The organism is Marinoscillum furvescens DSM 4134, assembly GCF_003386095.1.
Classification (GTDB): Bacteria; Bacteroidota; Bacteroidia; order Cytophagales; family Cyclobacteriaceae; genus Marinoscillum; species Marinoscillum furvescens.
Map to the genome: position 1 here is coordinate 372983 of NZ_QREG01000001.1, position 14717 is coordinate 387699.

Below are 14717 nucleotides of genomic sequence, written 5' to 3' on the forward strand. Positions count from 1 at the left end.
AAAGCCAATGACTATGCATCAATCAATCACCACCCTGGCAGCCAGCATACTCCTATCTGTATCTGCCCTATCTCAGAGCCTGGCCGACTACTACCCCACTGCTACTCACCAGGTAGTAGAGCACACCTACTACAGTCTGGAATACAGCGAACCACACGAGCAGGCCAAGTGGGTAATTTACTTTGCAGGAGTGGATGGGGATACCGAACGTAGCGACAACTTCAGAGAAGACCCACTGGTCAGCAGCCAATCAGCCACTTTGGACGACTACAAGGCGTCCGGCTATGACCGGGGACACCTGGCTCCAGCCGGAGACATGGACTTTAACACCACCGCGATGCGTGAGTCCTTTTATATGTCCAACATGAGCCCTCAAAAGCCGGGGTTTAACAGGGGTATTTGGAAAAGCCTAGAGGCGCTCACCCGCACCTGGGCCATCAATGCCAACTCCCCGAACGACGTAATCATTACTGGTCCCATACTTACAGAGTCCTGTGGACAAATTGGCCAGAATGTAACCGTCCCGTGTGCTTACTACAAAATCTATGTGGACCTCAGCCGCAAAAAAGCCATAGGGTTTGTACTTCCCAACGAATCGTCTTCCCTTCCACTAGAATCGTTTGTGCACTCTATTGACGAGATAGAAGTAATGACAGGCATTGATTTCTTTCACCTGCTAGATGACACTCTAGAGGCAGATTTTGAAGACGATGAAAACATTGGCGATTGGAACTGGGACCCTGAATTGCAACAAAATAATAACAGCACTCTACCTGAACCTACCGATCTACCCACACAGCAATGCAAAGCATTGACCCAATCAGGGAAGCAGTGCAGCCGAAAAGCAGGCACTACCGGGTATTGCTGGCAACATGACTAGGCAATACCTGATAAAAAGCTTTCCAAATCAGTATCTCCAGACAGCTTGAGTTTTTTGCGGAGACGGTAGCGTTTGGTCTCCACACCCCGAATAGACAGATTCATGAGTTCTGCAATCTCTTTGGACGTAAGCTCCATCATTACCAACCGGCAGAGGTAGATATCTTCTGCACTCAAACGACTATTGATTTGTTTGAGTCGCTTGTAAAACTCATCCTTTGTGGTTTCTACACGTTCATCCAGCTTAGCCCAGTCACGTTCTTTGTGCAGTTGCTGATTGACTCGCGATAGCAGCTGAGCAACAGCTGCCGGGTCTGGATGCTTCTTTAATGACTCCAGGTCTTGCTGCAAACTAGACAGGAAAGTCTGCACACTTTTAGATTTCATGGTATGAAAAACCTTTTTTTGATCCACACCAGTACCTTTATTCACATCCACCCTGGTCATGGCTTTTTCCAGGTTCGAAAGCCAAAAATGGTACGCCTGTTCGCATGAAGCCCGGTTTAGCGTAGGCTCAAAAGTCATATAAGGCGCTACCTGCCCCAGAGCCTCTTCCAAATCCTGATAGATACCAGCACCCACGCCAGAAGCTTTGGCTGCACCTATAGCACCAGTGGTTTCTACCACCTCTATACTGCAGTCTAGCAAAGAAGCAATGGTAGTGGAAAAAATCTCCGACTGGAACATATTGTCATTCCCTACCCTCAGGGTACTTACCTCCAGCCCCATATCCTTGAGTAGGTTGATACCATATACAAATGAAAAAGCCACTCCCTCTAAAGCAGCTCGGTACATGTGCGCTCGCGTGTGGCGATTAAACTGCAGATTGATAACCTGAGAATTGATGTTTTTATTTTCTAATATGCGCTCTGCACCATTTCCAAAAGGCAGTATACACAAGCCATCAGAACCAATAGGAATGCTGGCAGACATTCGCTCCATGTCGTCATATTTCCTACCACTCAGCGCCACCTGATGTTTCATCCAGGAGTATTGCATGCCCGCACCATTGATGCATAGCAGAACACCTATTCGCTCATTGTCTACTGTGTAGTTGGCATGCGCAAAAGCATTGACTCTAGACTTCTCATCAAATCGAGGCTTATCCACCACACCATATACTACCCCAGAGGTACCGCAAGTTGCAGCCATTTCTCCTGGGTTTACCACATTGAGCGAAAGCGCGTTATTTGGTTGGTCTCCAGCCCGATAGGTAACAGAGATACCTTCTGGCAACCCGGTATATTCCGAGGCCTCACGGGTGACATAGCCCTGCACATCAAAGGCCCCAATTACTTCTGGAACAAGTTTATGATTAAGCTCAAAATAATCCAGTACTTCCCAGGCTATGTCTTTGGATTTGAAATCCCAAAGAATGCCTTCTGACAGCCCTGAAATAGTTGTGTAGATATTGTCTGTCAGCTGCATAGAGATGTAATCGCCAGGCAGTAAAAACTTATACGCTGACTCGTAGGCTTCAGGCTCGTGATCTTTAACCCATTTCAGCTTTGAAGCTGTAAAGTTCCCCGGGGAGTTTAGGCAGCTACCCAAACAATACTGAAACCCCAGATCTTCAAATGCTTTGTCGCCAATGGATACTGCGCGGCTGTCACACCAAATAATGGCTGGACGCAAAGGTCTTTTTTGCTCATTGATGAGCACCAGGCCGTGCATCTGATAGCTAAGCCCTACACTTTTTATCTCCTTGCGATCGATGGACACTGACGTCAGTAGTTTCTTGGTGGCAAAGCACAGATTTTGCCACCACAGCTCTGGCTGCTGCTCAGCCCAGCCTGATTGGCGGCTAATCATATCCATTTCGGTTTCCGGATATTGTACCACCTTCACCGTTTGGTGTGTACGGGCATCTACCAAAGCCGCTTTGATAGACGAACTACCTATGTCATACCCTATGAGATACATCTTACGCCAAAGCTACGCCAAACGCCCTCAATGTTGACCTTACTGCGGAAACAAATCCCTATTCAACCCCGGAATAATTCGCAATGCATTTTTATAATAGACTTTCTTGAGTACTTCATCTGGTAAGTTGAGTCCGTACATCCGCCAAAAGGCATGGTACTTTTTGTAGTATGGAAAGTACTCATCGGCTGTTTCCAATACTCTAAAATAGGTGTAAAACTCTTCGGGGTTGTAAGCATCTTTGGCAAAAAGAATGCGGTCCTGATACTTTTCAAAAAATGCTCTGGCAAACCTGGGATGTCTGCCCAACTCGGCAATCACGGCGCCTATTCCTACGTTTACATTGGGATAAGTATCCAAATGTACTGCCAATACCCCCAGGTCATTGGCCATCCACCCCATGTGGGCGTTTACAAAGGTGGTATTCGGATGGCTCGCAAAGACTCGATGCTGCTCGGCAATGATTTGCTCCCATGGAGCCGGATCTGTGGCCGATCGCTTTCTTCTGGGCTTGAGTTTCAATTCTAGCCAACGCTCATTTTTCTCATCATGCGGCTCCCAAAACGACTTAGGGTCTGCTGAATGTATCAGGACTGGAATCCCCAGCTCTCCACACTTGGCCCATATAGGGTCTAACCTCGGGTCATCTACAGGCACTCTATTACCGTCCACATCATTTATGCCCATGCCCAGGCTTTTGTATATCTTAAGCCCCACAGCTCCGTTTTCCACATCTTCTTCGAGCTGTCGTACAGCTTTTTTGGTCCATCCTTTAGTACCTATGTCTTTAAACGACACATTAGTAAACACTGCAATTCGCCCAGGAGCTTCGCCTTCTATACGCCTTACCATCCCAGCCAGGTATTCCTGACTACCAATATCACCCGCTTCCCGATCATAGCCCCTACCACTAAGATTGACCATTACCGCCATATTCAGCTCATCCATTTCTTCCTCTATTTTGGCAATTTTTTCTTTTGTGAGGTTCCACTGATGACTGTGTACATCTATAAATGGATATTTCGCTTTTGTTATGGGGTTTTCAGGAACCACGAGCGTAGATGTGGGGTCATAGCTCTCAAAATCCATAGTAGGTGTTTGTTCTTGAGCATATCCTACCAAAACGGCCATTGACATGGCGGCAATCAAAAATTTTCTCATCATAAATCGATTAGCTTTTCACTCACAAACCAAGTATACGCAGGCTTGTGATCAAAGGTGGTTTTAAAGCTAATAAAAAATTGGACTGGCTATAAACGAAAAAAGCCACCCCAAAATTGGAGTGGCTAAGTTACCGCTGGTTCCGGTTACTGGTTATGAGTTAAAAGCCTGTTCTATTTCGTTACCGAGCTCTTCCAGGGACTCCTCTACATCTTCTGAAGTATCTTCAGCGAACTCCTTGGTATCGTGCCAAGCCTGTTTAGTGGAGTTTTCCACTTTATCGATAGCTCTCTCGAGATCGTCAGCTTTTTCGTCCAGATCATCTTTTACTTCCTCAAGACGTGCTTTGTTCTCGTCATTTGCATCCTCTATTTTATCTTCGAGATTGTCAATTTCTGACTCTACATCGAGCTTCATTTCTTCCAGCTCGTTTTTCAATTCGTCTCTTTTGTCTTCAAAATCATCCTGCAGCTCACTCAATTCACGATTGTCAGAACGATTTTGATTTCCATCACATGCTACCACCATAGTGGCAATCATTGCTATCCCGAATATGTGTGCTAAGGTTTTCATGGTCGATTTCATAGTTTATCAAATTTTATTGTTAGCTATGCCATCCTACATGTAATTATCGTTCCACAATCCCATCTTATTGTTTATCAGTACTTTACGATTTTTAAGCAATAGCTAAAACTCCCAAATTGAGATTATTTTTCTTAAAATGGTATGATAACTTTCTTTAGAAGTGTCCGCTCAGGTGTACACCATGTGATCGAAAAGTGTGCGATTGTGAACGCATACGGACACCTATAAAACCAGAAAAATTCCTATACTACTGTATACTAGATAGTTACAGTTTTTGGCATGAGCCTTGTCAATAAAATGATCGTTATGCTACTTAAAAACTCTAACCTTAAAGGCGGACTTGCCAAAACACTACTGATCATTATAGGAGTAATCATAGCTCTCCTGATGACTCTCGGTAGACCTCTTTTTATGGCAGAAACTCTCGCCACTCCTCAAGTACCGAGTGAACCACAGCCAGTGGCTCAAAAAACCACACCAGTAGCCGAACGCCAGATAGCAACACAGCCAATAGAGCTAAACTCAGCTACGAGGATGTTTCATATCTTTACGAATCATCTACCGTACCTCAACAATAAATAATTATGAGTAAACGACTTTTTAGATCTAAATCAGACTCCATGCTTGCCGGAGTATGTGGGGGAATTGCTGAGTATTTTGAGCTCGACCCTACGCTTGTGCGCATCGCTTACATTTTGGTTTCTATATTAAGTGCAGCCTTTCCTGGCTTGCTCGTATACATCATTCTCTGGATAGTAATTCCTGAGCAACACTAAATCATCTTGGAGTAGGTATTGATCCAGCGGGCAGGCACTTCCCCGTTTAAAGCCAATTCATAGTCTGAATAGCTACATGGTATCATTCTGCTCCGCAAAAACCCTCCAGCTTCCTCTGGGTGTGGGACTTCCATCCACCATTTTTCGGAGATCTTGCTCTTATAAAATTTGATTGACGATGGCTCGCCTCCCAGAGGCACTTCATAGATCAGGTAATCATTGGAGCGAAAGTTTTTACTGTCTTTGCGGTTATAAAAGCCTTCTATAAAATACCATATCATGGTAGCCAGAACAAATGCTGACTTACGGTCTTCTGTGTCTTTGGCCACATCATACTCATAGAAGCCAATAGAGCTAAGCTTATCATTTAGTCCAGCATACCAGCACAATTGACATGCTTCTTCTCCGGTAAGCCCGTACACCTTGGAGTCGGTAGCACCAGGACAATAGTGCGCCTGAATAGCGGACAAGTCGAAGGTAAGCATGTCTGCATCACGCACTATAGGTTCCAGCTCCTTGATATTTTCTTTGACTACACCCAGTCGTACCGCTTCGAAATACAGTTTTTCTAAAAGCTCTGCTTCTTTTACTTCCACCAGGTATGACTGATGCGCCAGATGGTAGTAGCTAAATAAAAAATTCGGATCATGTTTGAATATCCGATGAATATGTGATGCGTTTGGTAAAGGGCCTTTTGGGTCAGCAAGATCCAGCTTGTTGTCTACGTTCAGTACGGTGATAATTTTTTCGAGGTTTTCATAGGCCTGATACTGACCGATATCCAGATCATGGCTTCCCCCTATAATGAGCGGCAACACTTCATTTTCCATAAGGTAAGCACACACCTCCTGTAAGCGCTGATAGGTATCTTCTAGCTCTGGGCCATTTCTAAAGTTGCCCAGATCCACAATTTTCAGGTTTCCAGAACCTTTTTTCAGACCGTAAAAGCTTTTACGAACTTCATCCGCTGAAATACTGATCCCTTGCTGATTGACTTTATCAGCTCCTCTAGCCTCTTGTAAACCAATGATTGCAATGTCTTTTTCGTCCACATCAGGCATTTTGTTTTCATTGATGTAGAGAGAATGTGCAATGGCCGATGATGGCAACTTGTTAAGTGACACTTCCGGCGAGATCGGATCAAAAAAAAGTTTCAGGTCCATGGGGGTAGGTAGTTTCAAACAAATCTAACCAAAATGTGGAGTTCAGCAGGCACAAAAAAAGGGTGCACATGGCACCCTCCTTTTCTATTTTGTAATAACGTTTAGAGATTATCCTCCAAAGTCATCAAATCGGATATTTTCATCTGGAATTCCAAAATCTTCACCCATTTTCTGAACAGCAGCATTCATCAATGGAGGTCCACAGAAGTAGAGCTCGATTTCTTCAGGCTGATCGTGTTTGCTTAGGTACTGATCGATCACCGCCTGGTGCACGAATCCAAGGAAACCATCTCCATCTTTGTCATGCACGTCTTTCTTCTCTTTCCAGTTGTCTTCAGGTAGAGGCTCAGACAATACTACGTAGAAACTGAAGTTAGGAAACTCTTTTTCCAGCTGATAGAAGTGATCCAGATAGAACAGCTCACGCTTTGAACGTCCTCCGTACCAGTAAGTCACTTTTCTACCAGTTTTCAATGTTTTGAAGAGATGATAAAGGTGTGATCGCATTGGCGCCATTCCTGCTCCACCACCTACATAAAGCATCTCTGCATCTGATGGGTTGATAAAGAACTCCCCATAAGGTCCAGAAATAGTCACTTTATCTCCTTTCTTTCTAGAGAAAATGTAGCTGGAAGCAATACCAGGATTTACTTTCATCCAACCGTTTGCGCTTCGATCCCATGGTGGAGTAGCTACACGAACGTTGAGCATGATTTCACGCCCCTCTGCAGGGTAAGAAGCCATTGAATAAGCTCTTTCGATGGTCTCATCATTTTTCATTTTGAGATCCCAAAGACCAAACTTATCCCACTCGAGCTTAAATTTCTCAGGATCATCATGCTCTTCAGGGTGAGCCGTGATGTCAATATCTTTATAGTCTACCTCGCACTTAGGTACTTCAATCTGGATATATCCTCCAGCCTGATAGTCCATGTCTTCAGGTATTTCTACAACAAATTCTTTGATAAACGAAGCTACGTTGTAATTTCTCACTACAGTAGCTTCCCATTTTTTGATTCCGAAGATTTCCTCTGGAATCTCAATACGCATATCCTGCTTTACCTTTACCTGGCAACCCAAACGAACACCTTCTTTCTGCTCAGAGCGGCTGAGGTGACCTACCTCAGTAGGAAGTACATCTCCTCCTCCTTCTTTCACAGTACACTTACACTGGGCACAAGTACCGCCCCCTCCGCATGCAGAAGGAAGAAATAATTTTTGACCTGAAAGTGTAGACAGCAGGGAAGATCCTGCAGGTGCAGTGATGGGATTATCTTCATCTCCATTTACAATGATCTTCACTGGACCAGACTGAACCAGCTTGGACTGAGCAAACAACAGGATGAAAACCAACAACAGAATTACTGCAGTAAATGCAATAATGGACGTGATAATGACTGATGACATGGGTCTTAAGCCTTTTGATTTAGTTTGATTTGGTGGCAAATATAACCGATAAACGCTTGTGATTAAAGTGTGCTACCGCTTTATATTCCCGACCACTTAACAGAATGTTTTCTTTAATGTTCGAGGATTTAATAGACCATTTTCAATAGAGTAGTGAGCTTGTTCTTGAGCTGTCTACGGTCTACGATAAAATCCAGAAAACCGTGCTCTAGCACAAATTCAGAACTTTGAAAGCCTTTCGGTAGGTCTTTTCCTATGGTTTCTCTAATCACACGTGGACCTGCAAACCCAATCAGTGCTCCAGGCTCTGCGATATTAAAATCACCAAGCATCGCAAATGAAGCCGTCACACCACCTGTAGTAGGGTCTGTGAGCAGAGAGATATACGGAATTTTTGCTTCAGATAGCTGAGCCAACTTAGCTGAAGTCTTGGCCATTTGCATCAGCGAAAAACCCGCCTCCATCATACGTGCACCTCCAGATTTAGAGATCATCAGGAAAGGCACTTTCTTTTTTAGTGAGTGATCTATACCACGAGCAATTTTCTCACCGACTACAGAGCCCATAGATCCTCCGATAAAGGAAAAATCCATACAGCAAATGGTAATATCTTTTCCATTCATTTTACCATACGCTGTACGCACGGCATCTTTTAGGTCAGTCTTCTTCTGTGATGCCGCTATACGATCCGGGTATTTTTTACTATCCGTAAATTTCAGAGGATCCGCAGACATTAGGTCAGCATCCAACTCTGTGAATTTATTGTCGTCAAAAAGAATCTCGAAGTATTCTTTTGAGCCTATTCTTACGTGGTAATCATCGTCTGGACATACATATGAGTTGTTTTTCAACTCACGCATGTGAATGATATTTCCGCTAGGGGTTTTATACCACAGCCCATCAGGGGCTTCTTTCTTTTTCTCAGTAGGAGTGTGTATTCCTTTGTCTTGTCTTTTAAACCAAGCCATGTGCTGATGTTATGTGAACTGCAAAACTAAGGGATGCGAACTAAATGAAACAGGTGTGATGCCAATTATCATTTTCGAACTTGATGAAAGCACTGAATCCCTGTGTTTTTGTTATGTTTTTATCAAATAAACAAAGGTTGAGTCTCCCCAACCTTTGCTCTTACATATTTTAGGATCCTTTGGATGGGGGCAATTACTACCGGCCTACCAAGAGGTTATTTAACCTCTTCGTAATCCACATAGTCGCCACCCTGAAAATCCTTATCACTTTTTTCTTCTTTTCGAGGCACATAGTCAATGTTTACATTGCTACCTGGTGCTTTTCGGCTTTGATGAGCTTGCTCACGATAGCGCTGGTTTTGATACTGCGTTCGCTGCTGCTGAGATGCTCCTAAAAAGAACATTCTAAACAGCGCGCCACCAACTTTGAAAAACACGTAGGCTATGAGCCCGATTATTATCAGAAATTTTAACATACTACTCCTTTAACTTATCTACTCAGGTAGAGGTTTCGCTCAGAGTAAATTTCCAGGAAGTAATCGTCCATCAAGTCATCGATAAAGTAGATAGCTTCTCCTGTAGACTTCATCTCAGGCCCGAGCTCTTTATTTACATTCGGGAACTTATGGAAAGAGAATACCGGCTCTTTGATCGCATAGCCGTGCTTGTAAGGTTTGAAATCAAAGTCTTTCACCTTCTTCTCTCCGAGCATCACCTTCGTAGCGTAGTTTACATACGGCTCACGGTATGCCTTACAGATAAATGGCACCGTACGAGAAGCCCGTGGGTTTGCCTCGATAATGTATACCTTATCATCTTTGATCGCAAACTGTATATTGATCAGACCAACTGTCTTCAGCGCCTTAGCGATTTTCACCGTATACTCTTCGATTTGTCTCATGACAAAATCTCCCAGGTTGTACGGAGGAAGCACTGCATAAGAATCCCCAGAGTGAATACCTGCAGGCTCTATATGCTGCATGATCCCGATGATGTGAACATCTTCACCATCACAAATGGCATCGGCCTCTGCCTCGATGGCACCTTCCAGGAAGTGATCCAAAAGGATTACTCCATCAGGCTTATCCTTGAGCAGATTAACTACATGCTCTTCAAGCTCTTGCTCATTGATGACGATCTTCATGTTTTGTCCACCCAATACATAGCTAGGTCGCACCAACAGCGGGAAACCTATCTCTTTAGATAGCTCTATGGCTTCTTCTGCATCATTGATGGTTCCGTACTGAGGATAAGGGATCTCCTGCTCTTTGAGCAAATCTGAAAAACGCCCTCTATCCTCTGCCAAATCCAGTGCTTCGAAACTGGTACCAATGATTTTGATTCCATATCTATGAAGCTTCTCAGCAAGTTTCAGTGCTGTCTGTCCTCCTAGCTGTACGATGACTCCTTCCGGCTTTTCATGCAGAATGATATCGTAAATATGCTCCCAGAATACGGGCTCAAAGTATAGCTTATCCGCTGTATCAAAATCTGTAGATACAGTCTCCGGGTTACAGTTAATCATGATGGTTTCATAGCCACACTCTTTGGCAGCCAGCACCCCGTGCACACAGGAGTAATCAAACTCTATACCTTGACCAATTCGGTTTGGACCTGATCCCAGCACAATGATTTTCTTCTTATCTGTGGCGTGAGATTCGTTTTCTTCATCGAATGCGGAGTAGTAATAAGGAGTCTTAGCCTCAAACTCCGCCGCACACGTGTCCACCAGTTTGTATACCCGCTTGATACCTAGCTCATTTCTTTTGCTATAAACCTCACTTTCCAGGCATTTTAGCAGATGCGCTATTTGTCTGTCAGCGTAGCCCTTTTCTTTGGCTTCACGGAGCAATGCTTTAGGCAGGTCTTCCAATGTGTGACTCGAGATTTCCTTTTCGAGCAAGATCAACTCCTCGATTTGGTGCAGGAACCAGGGGTCAATTTTTGTAAGCTTATGGATGGTTTTAAATGGAATCCCCAGTTTAAAAGCATCATATATATGGAAGAGTCTGTTCCAGCTTGGGTTTTCCAGGCTGTAGAGGATCTCTTGCTGATCGGTAAGCTCTCTACCGTCTGCACCCAGTCCATTACGTTTGATCTCCAGTGACTGACATGCTTTCTGTAGTGCCTCCTGGAAGTTTCTACCGATACCCATAGCTTCACCCACCGACTTCATCTGTAGGCCTAGCTTTCGCTCTGCTCCCTGGAATTTATCAAAGTTCCAGCGTGGGATTTTCACAATCACATAATCCAGCGCAGGCTCAAAAAATGCCGATGTAGTTTTGGTGATTTGGTTTTCCAGCTCATCGAGGTTATATCCTATGGCTAGCTTCGCAGCTATTTTAGCAATAGGGTAACCTGTAGCCTTAGACGCAAGCGCAGAAGAACGGGACACACGAGGGTTGATCTCGATACCGATGATTTCGTCTGTGTCTGGATGTACAGCAAACTGCACATTACACCCTCCTGCAAACTGACCGATAGCATTCATCATGATTTTGGCCAGGTCTCTCATTTTCTGATAGACTGTATCTGGAAGCGTCATGGCTGGAGCTACTGTGATAGAATCTCCAGTATGCACACCCATAGGATCAAAGTTTTCGATGCTACAGATGATAATGATGTTGCCGATATTATCTCTAAGTAGCTCCAACTCGTATTCTTTCCATCCGAGAATACTTTGCTCCACTAATACTTCATGGATCGGTGAAGCCTGCAGCCCGGAGTTCAGTGCTTTATCAAACTCTTCTGGAGTATTGACAAAACCTCCTCCGTAACCTCCAAGCGTATATGAAGGACGAATCACCAACGGGAAGCCGATCTCCTGGGCAATTTCTTTACCTTTAAGAAATGAGGTAGCAGTCTCTCCTTTACACGTGCCTACTCCGATTTCCGCCATTTTCAAGCGGAATTTTTCACGATCTTCGGTAGTCTCAATAGCATCAATGTCTACGCCGATGATTTTCACACCATACTTTTCCCAAATACCTGCCTTGTCACAGTCGATAGCCAGGTTGAGCGCAGTTTGTCCACCCTGGGTAGGCAGCACCGCATCTACCTTATGCTTTTCCAGTATTTCTTTGATGGACTTTTTGGTGAGTGGCTTTAAGTAGACATGATCTGCTGTCACAGGATCCGTCATGATCGTAGCTGGGTTGCTATTGATCAGGATTACTTCTATACCCTCTTCCCGCAATGATCTGGCGGCTTGCGAACCAGAATAGTCAAACTCACATGCTTGTCCAATGATGATCGGACCACTTCCAATAATTAGTATTGATTTGATACTGGGATCTTTCGGCATTTGATTTTTTTATTTACGTAGGTACAAATTGGGGCAAATTTAAGTCAGCAATTTCACACAGGGAAGGTAAAATTTTGAAATCTCATAAAATAGTTCACTTTGTTTCGGCGAGCCTTCAAAAAACGCACTGTAAATTTGGGAATATGAACCGTATAGACCGCCTTACTGCCATTCTCATCCACCTGCAATCCAAGCGCCGTGTACCGCTACTGGAGCTGGAAGATCGATTTGAGGTGAGCAGAAGAACGGTATTTAGGGATATTAGAAGTCTTATGGATGCCGGCGTACCTATTGGGGGAGATGCCAGTGAGGGGTATTTCATTGTAGAGGGTTATCACTTGCCTCCGGTCATGTTTGACCAAAATGAAGCCGCTGCGCTTCTGGTGGCCGGCAAAGTGATGGAAAGAAATGGTGACTCGGGACTGGCCACCAATTTTCAAAATGCACTGCTGAAAATAAAGGCAGTTTTGCGCTACAGCGACAAAGAGTACCTGGAAAAGCTCGACGAACAAATAGCCGTAATGGTACCCAAACTCCCAGACCATCTCTCTCAAAACTCATTTACCTCCGAAATACAACAAGCCATAGCTCTTCGTAAACAGCTGAAAATAGAATACTACTCCAGCTACTCTCAGGAGGTAAATCAGCGAATAATCGAGCCACTCGGATTGGTGTTTTACTCGAATAGATGGCACCTCATAGCCCACTGCCAAATGCGAAAAGCTCTTCGAGATTTTCGAACAGACAGAATACGCCAGCTTTCTATCCTCAGTACCTCCTACAATCCGGATGACTATCCAAACTACATTGAATACCTAAACAGGTCTATGGAAGGCTCTCAATCCTATGAAGTAGTGGTAGATTTTAGCAAAAAGGCCGCACACATCATTCAGGATCAGCGTTACTATCAGGGCTTTATTGAAGAAGAGAAACTGGAGAGCAAGGTGCGAATGAAATTTCTCACCCCATCACTAGATTATTTTGCACGTTGGCTAATGATGTTTTGCAGTGATGCCCATGTGGTGAGTCCTCCTGCTTTGCTAGAAAAGCTGCACGACTATACCGTAGAACTTTCTACACATTTAGAAAAAATAGAGGACGCAACCAAAGCAGTGACATAGGGCTGTCACTCGTACGCTTTTCTTTGAAGTACTACCAAATAATCAGAACAAATTATGGAACTACTTCAAAAGACAAATCTGGCAAAAACAGACCCGACGTATTACTCAGCGAAGAAAACTCCCCAAATACTGCAGCTGGGTGAGTACCCTTATTTAACGATAAGTGGCCAATGTGCCCCCGAAGACCCTGCGTTTTGGCAAGCCATAGAGGCCATTTATGCGTATGCGTATGCCATAAAATTTAGCGCCAAGGCTAATGACATGGACTTTGTGGTACCAAAAATGGAATGCCAGTGGTGGATATCCGGAGGGCTGGAAGCTCAGCACCTGTTTACCCAAACTCCCCGCGAAGAGTGGCACTGGAAGATTGCCATCCGTATGCCCGACTTCATTGAGCCATCCAACTTTGAGCAGGCAAGCAGCATGGTATCAACAAAAAAAGCCAAAAGCCATCTACCGTTACAAAAGGTAAACTACGAACTAATAGACCTGGGCGAATGCATACAAATACTGCATGTGGGGAGTTACGAAGAAGAGCTTCCATCCATTGAGAAAATGATTTCCTGCTTATCGGATTCTGCCTATGCGTTTGCCGGGTATCATACAGAAATCTACCTGTCTGATCCTAGAAGGACTCCTGAACCGCGCCGAAAAACAATACTCCGGTATCAGGTAAAGCCTCAAAACTGAATGAAAATGGGAATCCTATCTCAAGGTCTGCGAACGACAATCTACAAAGTAGAAGATCTGCAAGTTGCCAAAAAATGGTACAGTGAGGCCTTTGGCACCAATCCATACTACGAGGACCCAAAATATGTGGGGTTTAACATCGCCGGTTATGAACTGGGGCTTTTACATGAAAAAGTCGAAACTCCTCGCACCACTAACGTACTCTCCTACTGGGGAGTACGTGACATTACTGATGCCTTTGATAAGATGGTGACTACAGGAGCCATAGAGCTGGAAGCCCCCAACGAAGTAGGTGGAGGAGTAAAAGTAGCACTACTAAGAGACCCCTGGCAAAACGTGATTGGACTAATCTACAACCCGCATTTTCAGCCGCAGGTGGATGAAAAGCTTTTGGATGAAGTACGTGGAGTTGATCCCCGAATGGAGGCCGCTTTTGATTAGTAGCCTGATCGATTGATGATTTTTCAGTAAGTTGAGGTAAAATAGAACCCAAACTTAGATAACTATGAAAAGCGGATTGATCAGAGGCATTGCCCTTATAGCTATAGGCATATTCCTCATTTACTGGGCACAGTCACACTCACCCAAAGATCTGGGACAGATGATCGGAAATGAACTTACAGGGTCTTACACCCTTTCTGAAACCTGGTACTATATCTGTATGGGTGGGGGCATCCTCCTAGGTGTTGTGGGAGTACTTAGGACCTTCAAATCCATGAAATAAAAAAATGCCGGCATGT

The 14717-nt window shown here is 44.3% G+C and carries 15 protein-coding genes; 7 read left to right on the forward strand and 8 right to left on the reverse strand.

Going from position 1 to position 14717, the window contains the following annotated elements:
• The first annotated feature begins 13 nt into the window (after positions 1–13).
• Positions 14–880 carry a DNA/RNA non-specific endonuclease gene (locus C7460_RS01695; RefSeq protein ID WP_221409422.1) on the forward strand — a complete coding sequence of 289 codons (867 nt, stop codon included), beginning with the start codon at positions 14–16 and terminating at the stop codon, positions 878–880.
• Here C7460_RS01695 and C7460_RS01700 read toward each other — a convergent pair.
• The 3 genes from C7460_RS01700 to C7460_RS01710 all read right to left on the reverse strand — a co-directional run bounded on the left by C7460_RS01700 (position 877) and on the right by C7460_RS01710 (position 4536).
• A complete protein-coding gene (locus tag C7460_RS01700) occupies positions 877–2802 on the reverse strand; it encodes an FGGY family carbohydrate kinase (RefSeq protein ID WP_115866323.1) in 1926 nt (641 codons plus the stop codon). The genes C7460_RS01695 and C7460_RS01700 overlap by 4 nt on opposite strands.
• Positions 2803–2841: 39 nt before the next feature.
• Positions 2842–3963, reverse strand: coding sequence for an amidohydrolase family protein (locus tag C7460_RS01705; RefSeq protein ID WP_115866518.1), 1122 nt, complete (start codon positions 3961–3963; stop codon positions 2842–2844).
• A 153-nt stretch (positions 3964–4116) separates the two neighbouring features.
• The gene (locus C7460_RS01710) at positions 4117–4536 is read right to left on the reverse strand and encodes a coiled-coil domain-containing protein (RefSeq protein WP_115866324.1); all 420 of its coding nucleotides are present in this window, start codon (positions 4534–4536) and stop codon (positions 4117–4119) included.
• Between the two features lie 318 nt (positions 4537–4854).
• On the opposite strand from C7460_RS01710, the gene C7460_RS01715 reads away from it, so the two are divergent.
• Together C7460_RS01715 and C7460_RS01720 are read left to right on the forward strand one after the other, a co-directional pair.
• A complete protein-coding gene (locus C7460_RS01715; RefSeq protein WP_147302819.1) occupies positions 4855–5130 on the forward strand; it encodes a hypothetical protein in 276 nt (91 codons plus the stop codon).
• 2 nt (positions 5131–5132) lie between these two features.
• A complete protein-coding gene (locus C7460_RS01720) occupies positions 5133–5324 on the forward strand; it encodes a PspC domain-containing protein (RefSeq protein ID WP_185148283.1) in 192 nt (63 codons plus the stop codon).
• Here C7460_RS01720 and C7460_RS01725 read toward each other — a convergent pair.
• The 5 genes from C7460_RS01725 to carB all read right to left on the reverse strand — a co-directional run bounded on the left by C7460_RS01725 (position 5321) and on the right by carB (position 12166).
• The gene (locus C7460_RS01725; protein ID WP_115866327.1) at positions 5321–6487 is read right to left on the reverse strand and encodes a formimidoylglutamase; all 1167 of its coding nucleotides are present in this window, start codon (positions 6485–6487) and stop codon (positions 5321–5323) included. The two genes, C7460_RS01720 and C7460_RS01725, sit on opposite strands and share 4 nt — an antisense overlap.
• Before the next feature lie 108 nt (positions 6488–6595).
• Positions 6596–7894, reverse strand: coding sequence for an NADH:ubiquinone reductase (Na(+)-transporting) subunit F (gene nqrF, locus C7460_RS01730; protein WP_115866328.1), 1299 nt, complete (start codon positions 7892–7894; stop codon positions 6596–6598).
• A gap of 128 nt (positions 7895–8022) precedes the next feature.
• Positions 8023–8862 (reverse strand): acetyl-CoA carboxylase, carboxyltransferase subunit beta, encoded by an 840-nt coding sequence (gene accD, locus C7460_RS01735; RefSeq protein ID WP_115866329.1) that lies wholly within the window; start codon positions 8860–8862, stop codon positions 8023–8025.
• Between the two features lie 215 nt (positions 8863–9077).
• The gene (locus C7460_RS01740) at positions 9078–9338 is read right to left on the reverse strand and encodes a DUF4834 family protein (RefSeq protein ID WP_115866330.1); all 261 of its coding nucleotides are present in this window, start codon (positions 9336–9338) and stop codon (positions 9078–9080) included.
• A gap of 14 nt (positions 9339–9352) precedes the next feature.
• Positions 9353–12166 (reverse strand): carbamoyl-phosphate synthase large subunit, encoded by a 2814-nt coding sequence (gene carB / locus C7460_RS01745; protein ID WP_115866331.1) that lies wholly within the window; start codon positions 12164–12166, stop codon positions 9353–9355.
• A 143-nt stretch (positions 12167–12309) separates the two neighbouring features.
• On the opposite strand from carB, the gene C7460_RS01750 reads away from it, so the two are divergent.
• The 4 genes from C7460_RS01750 (at position 12310) to C7460_RS01765 (ending at position 14701) form a co-directional block, all read left to right on the forward strand.
• A complete protein-coding gene (locus C7460_RS01750; RefSeq protein ID WP_115866332.1) occupies positions 12310–13287 on the forward strand; it encodes a helix-turn-helix transcriptional regulator in 978 nt (325 codons plus the stop codon).
• A gap of 54 nt (positions 13288–13341) precedes the next feature.
• Positions 13342–13977, forward strand: a complete 636-nt coding sequence (locus C7460_RS01755) for a GyrI-like domain-containing protein (RefSeq protein ID WP_115866333.1) — start codon at positions 13342–13344, stop codon at positions 13975–13977.
• A gap of 6 nt (positions 13978–13983) precedes the next feature.
• Positions 13984–14418, forward strand: a complete 435-nt coding sequence (locus tag C7460_RS01760) for a VOC family protein (protein WP_221409423.1) — start codon at positions 13984–13986, stop codon at positions 14416–14418.
• A 64-nt stretch (positions 14419–14482) separates the two neighbouring features.
• The gene (locus C7460_RS01765) at positions 14483–14701 is read left to right on the forward strand and encodes a DUF3185 family protein (RefSeq protein ID WP_115866335.1); all 219 of its coding nucleotides are present in this window, start codon (positions 14483–14485) and stop codon (positions 14699–14701) included.
• Positions 14702–14717 lie beyond the last annotated feature (16 nt).

Bases quoted from the DNA above. Each gene is read 5' to 3' on its own strand.
- C7460_RS01695 (WP_221409422.1), top strand. From the start codon at position 14: ATGCATCAATCAATCACCACCCTGGCAGCCAGCATACTCCTATCTGTA.
- C7460_RS01700 (WP_115866323.1), bottom strand. From the start codon at position 2,802: ATGTATCTCATAGGGTATGACATAGGTAGTTCGTCTATCAAAGCGGCT.
- C7460_RS01705 (WP_115866518.1), bottom strand. From the start codon at position 3,963: ATGAGAAAATTTTTGATTGCCGCCATGTCAATGGCCGTTTTGGTAGGA.
- C7460_RS01710 (WP_115866324.1), bottom strand. From the start codon at position 4,536: ATGAAAACCTTAGCACACATATTCGGGATAGCAATGATTGCCACTATG.
- C7460_RS01715 (WP_147302819.1), top strand. From the start codon at position 4,855: ATGCTACTTAAAAACTCTAACCTTAAAGGCGGACTTGCCAAAACACTA.
- C7460_RS01720 (WP_185148283.1), top strand. From the start codon at position 5,133: ATGAGTAAACGACTTTTTAGATCTAAATCAGACTCCATGCTTGCCGGA.
- C7460_RS01725 (WP_115866327.1), bottom strand. From the start codon at position 6,487: ATGGACCTGAAACTTTTTTTTGATCCGATCTCGCCGGAAGTGTCACTT.
- nqrF (WP_115866328.1), bottom strand. From the start codon at position 7,894: ATGTCATCAGTCATTATCACGTCCATTATTGCATTTACTGCAGTAATT.
- accD (WP_115866329.1), bottom strand. From the start codon at position 8,862: ATGGCTTGGTTTAAAAGACAAGACAAAGGAATACACACTCCTACTGAG.
- C7460_RS01740 (WP_115866330.1), bottom strand. From the start codon at position 9,338: ATGTTAAAATTTCTGATAATAATCGGGCTCATAGCCTACGTGTTTTTC.
- carB (WP_115866331.1), bottom strand. From the start codon at position 12,166: ATGCCGAAAGATCCCAGTATCAAATCAATACTAATTATTGGAAGTGGT.
- C7460_RS01750 (WP_115866332.1), top strand. From the start codon at position 12,310: ATGAACCGTATAGACCGCCTTACTGCCATTCTCATCCACCTGCAATCC.
- C7460_RS01755 (WP_115866333.1), top strand. From the start codon at position 13,342: ATGGAACTACTTCAAAAGACAAATCTGGCAAAAACAGACCCGACGTAT.
- C7460_RS01760 (WP_221409423.1), top strand. From the start codon at position 13,984: ATGGGAATCCTATCTCAAGGTCTGCGAACGACAATCTACAAAGTAGAA.
- C7460_RS01765 (WP_115866335.1), top strand. From the start codon at position 14,483: ATGAAAAGCGGATTGATCAGAGGCATTGCCCTTATAGCTATAGGCATA.